The following is an 8,294-nucleotide window of genomic DNA, read 5'->3' as shown; positions in this document are numbered from 1 at the left end:
CTGTTACCGCTCTACTCGTCGTTACCGCTCTGCTCGCTGTTACCGCTCTACTCGTCGTTACCACTCTATTCGCTATTACCGCTCTATTCGCTGTTATCCCTTTATTATTTTTAAAAGCCCCACAAACAAAAACCCGCCTTTCGGCGGGTTGTTGTGCGAACACTGCATCTTTATTCTGTATTGGTAACTATTACTTAGTTGCCAATTTTTCACGGATACGTGCAGACTTACCTGAACGCTCACGTAAATAGTACAGTTTAGCACGACGTACACGACCGCGACGCTTAACTTCGATGCTAGCAATTAGCGGGCTATGCGTCTGGAAAGCACGCTCAACACCTTCGCCATTAGAGATTTTACGTACTGTGAATGCAGAATGCAGACCACGGTTACGCTTAGCAATTACCAAACCTTCAAAAGCTTGAAGACGCTCTTTTTCGCCTTCCTTAACACGTACTTGAACTACTACTGTATCACCAGCACCAAAATCAGGCACATCTGTTTTCATTTGCTCATCGTTGAGCATTTTAATGATGTTGTTCATAATTACTCCATCCTAGTAATAACTGAGCGTTGACTATGCGGACTTGTCCGTTTCATTCACGAACTGCGCTAATAAAGTCGTTTGTTCGTCAGTCAGAGCTAGATTTTCAAATAATTCTGGTCGTCTCAAAAAAGTTCTTCCGATACTTTGTTGTAAACGCCAGAGTCTAATTTTTTCGTGGTCACCGCTTAGCAGCACTGCGGGTACGTCAAGACCATCCAATTGTTCAGGGCGCGTATAATGAGGACAATCCAGTAAACCATCAGAGAAAGAATCTTGCTCTGCTGACGCTTGCTTGCCCAGTACACCAGGTACTAAACGAGCCACTGAATCGATTAACGTCATTGCCGGTAACTCACCACCCGAAAGTACGTAATCACCGATAGACCATTCTTCATCAACTTCTGTTTGAATAATGCGTTCATCAACACCTTCGTATCGACCACACACTAAAATCAAACACTCTGATTTAGCTAACTCAGTAACGCCATGCTGATCCAGCTTGCGTCCCTGAGGAGATAGATAAATCACTTTTGCCCTATCACCTGCAGCTGCTTTAGCTGCATGGATAGCATCACGCAGAGGTTGCACCATCATTAACATACCGGGCCCACCACCATAAGGTCGGTCGTCCACAGTATTATGTCTATCATGGGTGAAATCTCGAGGATTCCACGTTTGCACCTCTAGCAGGCCGTTTTTCACGGCTCGACCCGTAACCCCAAAGTCTGTAACAGCACGAAACATCTCTGGAAACAGGGTGATTACCCCTAACCACATATGTTGTACCTCGACTTAGAAGTCAGGATCCCAATCCACTAAAATCTGTTTCCCTTGCAAGTCCACCTGTTTGATGAACTGCTCAGGGACAAAGGGGATCATACGTTCCGCTTTGCCGAAGGCATCTTTGGCATTAGCTTTAATCAGTAGTACGTCGTTTGATCCTGTTTCCACGATCTGGTCAACAATACCCATGTTATAGCCGTTTATATTGGTCACTTCGCAGCCGATAAGATCACGATGATAGAATTCACTATCATCCAAATCTTTCATTTGCTCAGGCATGATCGCAATTTCACAATTTGTGAGCATTTGCGCATGTTCTCTGGTAGCGACACCTTCTAGTTCAGCCACGACAGCTTTACCTTGAAAACGCCACTGAGCGACCTTAACTTCACGCCAAACGCCTTGTTCTTTTATAAGCCAAGGCGAATAATCGAAAATACCTTCAACAGAATCGGTATAGGAAGTGATTTTTAGCCAACCTTTAATACCATGACTGGAACCTAACTTACCCAGTACAACTAGCTCTTGGTTACTACTCATCTATCTATACCTTATACGCAATTAAGCAACAGCTTTACGCGCGTCTTTAATCAGTTTTGCAACACGCTCAGATGTTGCAGCGCCAGTAGCAACCCAGTGCTCAACACGATCAAGATCTAAACGTAAAGTTTCTTCTTGGCCACGGGCCAATGGATTGAAGAAACCTACACGTTCGATGAAACGACCGTCACGAGCATTGCGGCTATCAGCAACAACGATATTGTAAAATGGACGCTTTTTTGCGCCGCCACGAGCTAAACGAATGGTAACCATGCGTTTTATTCCTCTAATGATTTGCTAGAAGCAAAAATAAAAACTGGAACTCCGTGTTCGCGAAGAGTCCCAGAAAGAAAGCCGGAAGATTTTACCTGACTTTTGAACTATTGCAACCAAATCTGATGATTTTTAGCTCACCCATTTTGTTGCAATAAAGTCAAAAATATAACCTAACCAACTGATTGAATTTAAAAATTACTAGTTTTGCTCTTGAAAGATGCTGTTATTATCGACCAGGAAACTTCATTCCTGGTGGTAACATTCCGCCCATTCCGCGCATCATCTTCTTCATTCCACCCTTGCCAGACATCTTTTTCATCATTTTCTGCATTTGGGTAAATTGCTTCAATAAGCGGTTTACATCTTGAATTTGGGTACCTGAACCGCCAGCGATTCTACGTTTACGAGATCCTTTAATCAAATCTGGATTCTTACGTTCTTTAGAGGTCATTGAATTAATAATGGCTTCCATTTGTCCGGTCATTTTACCGTCTTGAACCTGGGCCAATGCTTCTGGTGGTAATTGTCCTACACCCGGAAGCTTCTCAAGCATGTTCATCATTCCGCCCATGTTTTTCATTTGCTGCAATTGCTCACGAAAATCTTCTAGGTCGAAACTGCCGCCGGATTTAACTTTTGAAGCCAGCTTCATCGCTTTGTCTTTATCGACGCCACGTTCAACTTCTTCAATTAAAGACAACACATCACCCATTCCGAGAATGCGCGAAGCAATACGGTCTGGATGGAAAGGCTCTAATGCATCGGTTTTCTCACCAACACCTAAAAATTTAATTGGCTTACCTGTGATACTGCGAATCGATAACGCTGCACCACCGCGAGCATCACCATCAACTTTGGTTAAAATAACACCCGTCAAAGGTAACGCTTCATTGAATGCTTTAGCTGTGTTGGCCGCATCTTGCCCCGTCATCGCGTCAACAACGAATAAGGTCTCAATCGGATTTACAGTAGCATGCAGCTGTTTGATTTCATCCATCATAGCTTCATCAACGTGCAGGCGACCTGCTGTATCGACAATCACCACATCAATGAATTTTAATTTTGCATAGCTTATTGCGGCTTTAGCAATATCAACTGGCTTTTGGCTCACGTCAGACGGAAAGAATTCAACCTCAACTTCTGCAGCCAATGTTTCAAGTTGTTTAATTGCCGCAGGACGGTATACATCCGCACTGACGACAAGGACTGATTTTTTATGACGTGTACGTAAAAATTTACCTAATTTGGCTACCGAGGTTGTTTTACCCGCGCCTTGAAGACCCGCCATCATGATCACAGCCGGAGGTATTGCCGCTAAGTCGAGGGCTTCATTCGCCTCACCCATGGCTTTTTCAAGTTCGTTTTGGACAATTTTGATAAAGGCTTGCCCTGGGCTTAAGCTTTTTGACACCTCTTGACCCACAGCGCGTTCTTTTACGCTGTTAACGAAGTCTCTAACAACAGGTAAAGCTACATCCGCCTCAAGCAGCGCCATACGCACTTCACGCAGGGTTTCTTTAATGTTGTCTTCTGTTAAGCGACCACGGCCACTAATGTTTTTTAGTGTGCGTGAAAGTCTGTCAGATAAATTTTCAAACATTGAGCGGCTCTTTTAAGCATATCGATAATTGAGCCCATTATACCCAAGCCACTCCAAATTACGATACTTGCAACGCGAAGAACGTAAACACTGACTCATTTTGAGTAAATTATTGTAGCTAAAGGTAGGAAACTGTTAAATTTTGGGTCTTAGGTCACTGCCATATTAGGCCCTGATCATGTTAATCTAATAAAATAATGAAAATGTGATGCTTTGATAGTATTGTTCAACACTCACAGCGCAGTTTTTCAGCATTAATTACTATGATAGGTTGAGTCTCAATGGTTATTTTTTCAGCGGCAGCCATGCTGTTTTATTGTTTAGCTTTGGTTTTAGTAACAAGCAGACTTTTTCATGTTGAAGGGCCTAATCGTAAGGCCGTTATGCTGGCTTCTGGTATTGCCGTCATCATGCACGGGTTTGCACTTTCGAATGCGGTTTTTACTGTCGATGGACAAAACTTTAGTTTAACCAACGTAATTTCATTGGTTAACTGGATTATTGCATTAACGTTCACGATTACAATGCCTCGACTTAAAGTCATCATTGTAGTGCCCGTTGTGTATGCCTGCTCAATATTGTCAGTAGCACTTCTATGGTTAGTGCCGCCGCAGTTTATTACTCATTTTGAAATACACCCTGAACTTCTGGCACATGTAGTGTTATCACTCATGGCCTATAGCGCATTGATGATAGCGGCTATGTACGCCATTCAATTATGGTTTATCCAGAATAAACTGAAGAAAAAGCAAATGATGATGAGCCCAGCAATGCCGCCATTAATGACGGTTGAAAAGCAACTTTATCACCTCATCATTATTGGATTTATTTTACTGAGTTTATCGCTAGTAACTGGATTTGTATTTTTAGAAGATATGTTTGGCGACGGTAAAGGCCATAAGGCAATATTATCAATAATAGCTTGGGTGGTTTACGCTGCGATGTTGTGGCAACAATATACTGTTGGCTGTAGAATCCGTACCGCAGTGATTTATAGCTTATCGGGTGCAGGCTTACTATCTCTCGCATATTTTGGTGCTAGAGTTGTTAAAGAATTGATATTAAACTAATTTTAATATCTTTACGCTGAATATGCTTTTCTATTCTGTTGAAAAATAACCAAGATTACTTGACACTAACGGCCAATAATAAATAATGGCCGTTAAATTTCTGACAATTTGACCAATAGGTCAATTTCACACCACTTTATGGGGCCCCTTTTTTGGACGCTATATCTACCAGCGCACTCCTTATTTTCCTTTTGGTTTTAATCGTGATTTCTGCTTATTTTTCTGGTTCAGAAACCGCAATGATGAGCCTCAATCGATACCGCTTACGACATCTTGCATCCAATGACCACAAAGGTGCACAGCGCGCCTTAAAGTTACTCGACCGCCCAGATCGACTCATTGGCTTGATTCTCATCGGTAATAATCTGGTTAACATTCTTGCATCTGCAATTGCGACTATTATCGGTATGCGCTTGTTTGGTGATATGGGTGTTGCTATTGCAACCGGTGTTCTGACTATAGTGGTGTTAGTGTTTGCTGAGGTCACACCAAAAACGTTTGCGGCTTTGCACCCTGAACGTATTGCATTTCCATCGAGTATTTTATTAGGTTGGTTATTAATATTGCTGTCGCCATTAGTGAAAGCAATCAACTTAATTACCTCAATGTTTTTACGTTTAATGGGCATTAAAACCGTCAAAACAAGTGACGCGTTAAGCCAAGAAGAACTGCGCACAGTTGTGCATGAAGCTGGAGCACTAATCCCACAGCGTCACCAAGAAATGTTATTGTCGATTTTAGATTTAGAAAAAGTCACAGTCGAAGACATTATGATTTCACGCTCAGATATTTATGCTATTAACGTCAATGACGATTTTAAATTGATAAATAAGCAAGTGGTTCAAAGTCCTCATACTCGAGTGTTAGTCTATCGCGACAACATCGATGATGCTGTCGGGTTTATTCACTTACGTGATGCTTTGCGCTTACAATCCAAAGAGCAATTCAGTAAGTCATCATTATTAAGGGCTGTTAAGGAGTTATACTTTATTCCTGAAGGCACACCACTAAACGTTCAATTGACTAATTTCCAGCAAAATAAAGAACGCATAGGGTTAGTTGTTGATGAGTACGGTGATATTCAGGGCTTAGTCACACTTGAAGATATTTTAGAAGAGATTGTCGGTGACTTCACAACCTCAATGCTGACCACGGCAAGTGAAGACATTAATATCCAACAAGATGGTAGTTTCTTAATTGATGCCACGATTAACATTCGTGACCTTAATAAAGAAATGAAATGGAATCTTCCGATTGATGGCCCTAAAACCTTAAATGGCCTGATCATTGAATTTCTGGAAGATATTCCTGCAGCAAACACCAGCTTACGCATCGTTGATTATCAAATAGAAGTCATCGATGTTGCAGATAATATGATTAAAACAGTCAGAGTTTTACCCAGCAATTTAACGTTAATTGATGATAACGAGTAAATTTTTACACATAAAAAAGGCGCTGCAAGCGCCTTTTTTATTGCCATGAATTGGTCATTCATTACGATGCAAGACGCTTAGCCTCTAAAGCACGGCGTTTATCACGTGCGATTGGGGTAATTTCTGCGGCTAAGTCTTTTTCCAAACCTAATATGAAATACAACTCTGCCATCAAAAAAAATGGCCCAATCAGAAGCTGATTGAGATCATCCATAAAAGCAGGTTTAGCCTTTTCATATTTATGGCCAATAAACTGAATAACCCAGCCAATAACAAAAATACTAATGGCAATGATAAAGGGATGTGAAGTATGAACAACCAGCTCAGTGGTGTATAACACCGGCAGAATGAACAATACTAATCCAAGTGCCAGGCGCATATGAAGTGCCATATAGTAGCCCAATACCACAACAGCTAATATCATCGCAGCACTCACTTGATAATCCTGCCATGCAAAGCGAAGTGTCCCCAGCATCAAAAATGCCGACCAGATAATCATTGGAACACCGACAAAATGCGTCTTTATGTTTTGTGGGTTTAAATGCACACTTTTATAAGTTGAAAGTTGTTCTACTGCCGATTTCATTTTTGATTCTCTCTAGTTAACCTCAGCTCAAAAGAAGGAATGAGGTAGGTAAACTGGCATCATGATATTCAATCTAATTCATATCTAATGGATCATTTTTGCTAACAATCCGTATTGATTTACCAATATTAATCTAGTGTGATGTCGTCGTATTAGTATAGAAAAAGACTGTTTGATGTCAGTTATCATCTCGTTCTGAGATGAGTTGTTGATATCTTGTTAATCTACCCCACTTACGGCAATTTTAATAGCTCACAAAAAAGGCGCTAATGCGCCTTTAATAAATAGCCTAATATGGTTCACATCAACTTTCTAACACCACAGTGGCTACAGCATAATGTTTTTCATCTGCAATACTGATAAAACCATGCTTGCCCGCTAATTGTTCAAGCCGTGCTAGCGCGCCATCGGTAAAACGTACCTGGGGCGCGCCATTATCATCATTGTCGATATGGATATGTTGAAACGACACACCTCGGCCAATTCCTGTGCCTAAGGCTTTTGCTGCAGCTTCTTTGGCGGCAAAACGCTTAGCTAAAAATCGCTCAGGCTGTTTTGATTGCAAGTAAGTAGTAAGCTCAGACTCGGTCAGCACTCTTCTGGCTAACCTGTCACCTAGGCGCTCTCGCTGCTCACTGATGCGGGCAATCTCAACAATGTCTGTTCCTATCCCTACAATCGCCATTATTCGCCTCTGCGGCCTTCAAGCATCAGTTTCTTCATATCCCGTACTGCAGTGTCCAAACCATCAATAGCGGCTCGAGCAATCACAGCATGACCAATATTAAGCTCATAAAGCTCAGGAATAGCCGCGATAGCCTTAACATTGTGATAATGCAATCCATGCCCAGCATTAACCACTAAACCTTTACTGTGAGCATATTGTGCCATTTCAGTAATACGAGCTAATTCATTTGCCTGCTCAGCATCGGTGATGGCATCAGCATAACAACCAGTATGGATCTCAATATAAGGTGCGCCAGATAACACTGCGGCATCAATTTGAGTTTTATCAGCATCAATAAATAATGACACTTTAATACCTTCTGCAGCCAAACGTGTGACGGCTGAGCGGATTTTTTCTAACTGACCTGCGACATCAAGACCGCCTTCAGTTGTTAGCTCTTCACGCTTCTCTGGGACTAAACATGCATACGCTGGTTTGATATCACAGGCGATAGCGATCATTTCTTCAGTGACAGCAAACTCGAAGTTCATTCTGGTCTTCAATGTTTTTGCCAATAAATACACATCACGATCTTGAATGTGGCGACGATCTTCACGTAAATGTATGGTGATACCATCGGCGCCGGCATGCTCTGCTACTGCAGCTGCGTGTACGGGATCAGGATAATGAGTACCGCGGGCCTGACGCAATGTCGCGATATGATCGATGTTAATGCCTAATAGTATTCCGCTCACATCGAGCTCCTTAAAATAATAAATAACACAATGAGGC

Annotated in this window: 11 protein-coding genes; 3 read left to right on the top strand and 8 right to left on the bottom strand. The window is 41.9% G+C overall.

The window, feature by feature from the left end; translation table 11 throughout:
• The coding region (locus H5125_RS22070; protein WP_220487337.1) for a hypothetical protein at positions 1-187 on the top strand (187 nt) is incomplete at its 5' end.
• A gap of 3 nt (positions 188-190) precedes the next feature.
• Here H5125_RS22070 and rplS read toward each other — a convergent pair.
• The 5 genes from rplS to ffh form a co-directional block, all read right to left on the bottom strand.
• The gene (gene rplS / locus H5125_RS11140; protein WP_011638365.1) at positions 191-544 is read right to left on the bottom strand and encodes a 50S ribosomal protein L19; all 354 of its coding nucleotides are present in this window, start codon (positions 542-544) and stop codon (positions 191-193) included.
• Positions 545-577: 33 nt separating this feature from the next.
• A complete protein-coding gene (trmD, locus tag H5125_RS11135; protein WP_011638366.1) occupies positions 578-1,324 on the bottom strand; it encodes a tRNA (guanosine(37)-N1)-methyltransferase TrmD in 747 nt (248 codons plus the stop codon).
• A gap of 15 nt (positions 1,325-1,339) precedes the next feature.
• A complete protein-coding gene (rimM, locus tag H5125_RS11130; protein WP_011638367.1) occupies positions 1,340-1,870 on the bottom strand; it encodes a ribosome maturation factor RimM in 531 nt (176 codons plus the stop codon).
• Between the two features lie 21 nt (positions 1,871-1,891).
• On the bottom strand, positions 1,892-2,143 hold the full coding sequence (gene rpsP, locus H5125_RS11125) for a 30S ribosomal protein S16 (protein ID WP_011638368.1): 252 nt from the start codon (positions 2,141-2,143) through the stop codon (positions 1,892-1,894).
• Positions 2,144-2,372: 229 nt separating this feature from the next.
• Complete coding sequence (gene ffh / locus H5125_RS11120; RefSeq protein WP_101086359.1) at positions 2,373-3,746, bottom strand: signal recognition particle protein; 1,374 nt, start codon at positions 3,744-3,746, stop codon at positions 2,373-2,375.
• A gap of 281 nt (positions 3,747-4,027) precedes the next feature.
• Between ffh and H5125_RS11115 the strand changes: the two genes are divergently transcribed.
• A complete protein-coding gene (locus H5125_RS11115; protein WP_101086358.1) occupies positions 4,028-4,816 on the top strand; it encodes an inner membrane protein YpjD in 789 nt (262 codons plus the stop codon).
• 152 nt (positions 4,817-4,968) lie between these two features.
• Complete coding sequence (locus H5125_RS11110; protein WP_101086357.1) at positions 4,969-6,249, top strand: HlyC/CorC family transporter; 1,281 nt, start codon at positions 4,969-4,971, stop codon at positions 6,247-6,249.
• A gap of 61 nt (positions 6,250-6,310) precedes the next feature.
• Here the strand turns inward: H5125_RS11110 and H5125_RS11105 are convergent, their stop codons facing one another.
• The 3 genes from H5125_RS11105 to pdxJ all read right to left on the bottom strand — a co-directional run bounded on the left by H5125_RS11105 (position 6,311) and on the right by pdxJ (position 8,257).
• On the bottom strand, positions 6,311-6,835 hold the full coding sequence (locus H5125_RS11105) for a DUF962 domain-containing protein (protein ID WP_182744277.1): 525 nt from the start codon (positions 6,833-6,835) through the stop codon (positions 6,311-6,313).
• A 304-nt stretch (positions 6,836-7,139) separates the two neighbouring features.
• Complete coding sequence (acpS, locus tag H5125_RS11100; protein ID WP_101086355.1) at positions 7,140-7,520, bottom strand: holo-ACP synthase; 381 nt, start codon at positions 7,518-7,520, stop codon at positions 7,140-7,142.
• The gene (gene pdxJ / locus H5125_RS11095; protein WP_162023686.1) at positions 7,520-8,257 is read right to left on the bottom strand and encodes a pyridoxine 5'-phosphate synthase; all 738 of its coding nucleotides are present in this window, start codon (positions 8,255-8,257) and stop codon (positions 7,520-7,522) included. Before pdxJ ends, acpS begins: the two co-directional genes overlap by 1 nt.
• Positions 8,258-8,294: the final 37 nt, after the last annotated feature.

Origin of the sequence: Shewanella sp. SR44-4, assembly GCF_014163715.1 — a bacterium.
In the GTDB taxonomy this organism is placed as follows: Bacteria; Pseudomonadota; Gammaproteobacteria; order Enterobacterales; family Shewanellaceae; genus Shewanella.
Note: the sequence above shows the minus strand (reverse complement) of the source record. Positions and strands in the feature narration are given on the sequence as shown.

Excerpts from the sequence above, each read along its gene's own strand:
- acpS (WP_101086355.1), bottom strand. The coding sequence starts at position 7,520 with ATGGCGATTGTAGGGATAGGAACAGACATTGTTGAGATTGCCCGCATC.
- H5125_RS11115 (WP_101086358.1), top strand. The coding sequence starts at position 4,028 with ATGGTTATTTTTTCAGCGGCAGCCATGCTGTTTTATTGTTTAGCTTTG.
- rpsP (WP_011638368.1), bottom strand. The coding sequence starts at position 2,143 with ATGGTTACCATTCGTTTAGCTCGTGGCGGCGCAAAAAAGCGTCCATTT.
- trmD (WP_011638366.1), bottom strand. The coding sequence starts at position 1,324 with ATGTGGTTAGGGGTAATCACCCTGTTTCCAGAGATGTTTCGTGCTGTT.
- rimM (WP_011638367.1), bottom strand. The coding sequence starts at position 1,870 with ATGAGTAGTAACCAAGAGCTAGTTGTACTGGGTAAGTTAGGTTCCAGT.
- H5125_RS11105 (WP_182744277.1), bottom strand. The coding sequence starts at position 6,835 with ATGAAATCGGCAGTAGAACAACTTTCAACTTATAAAAGTGTGCATTTA.
- ffh (WP_101086359.1), bottom strand. The coding sequence starts at position 3,746 with ATGTTTGAAAATTTATCTGACAGACTTTCACGCACACTAAAAAACATT.
- rplS (WP_011638365.1), bottom strand. The coding sequence starts at position 544 with ATGAACAACATCATTAAAATGCTCAACGATGAGCAAATGAAAACAGAT.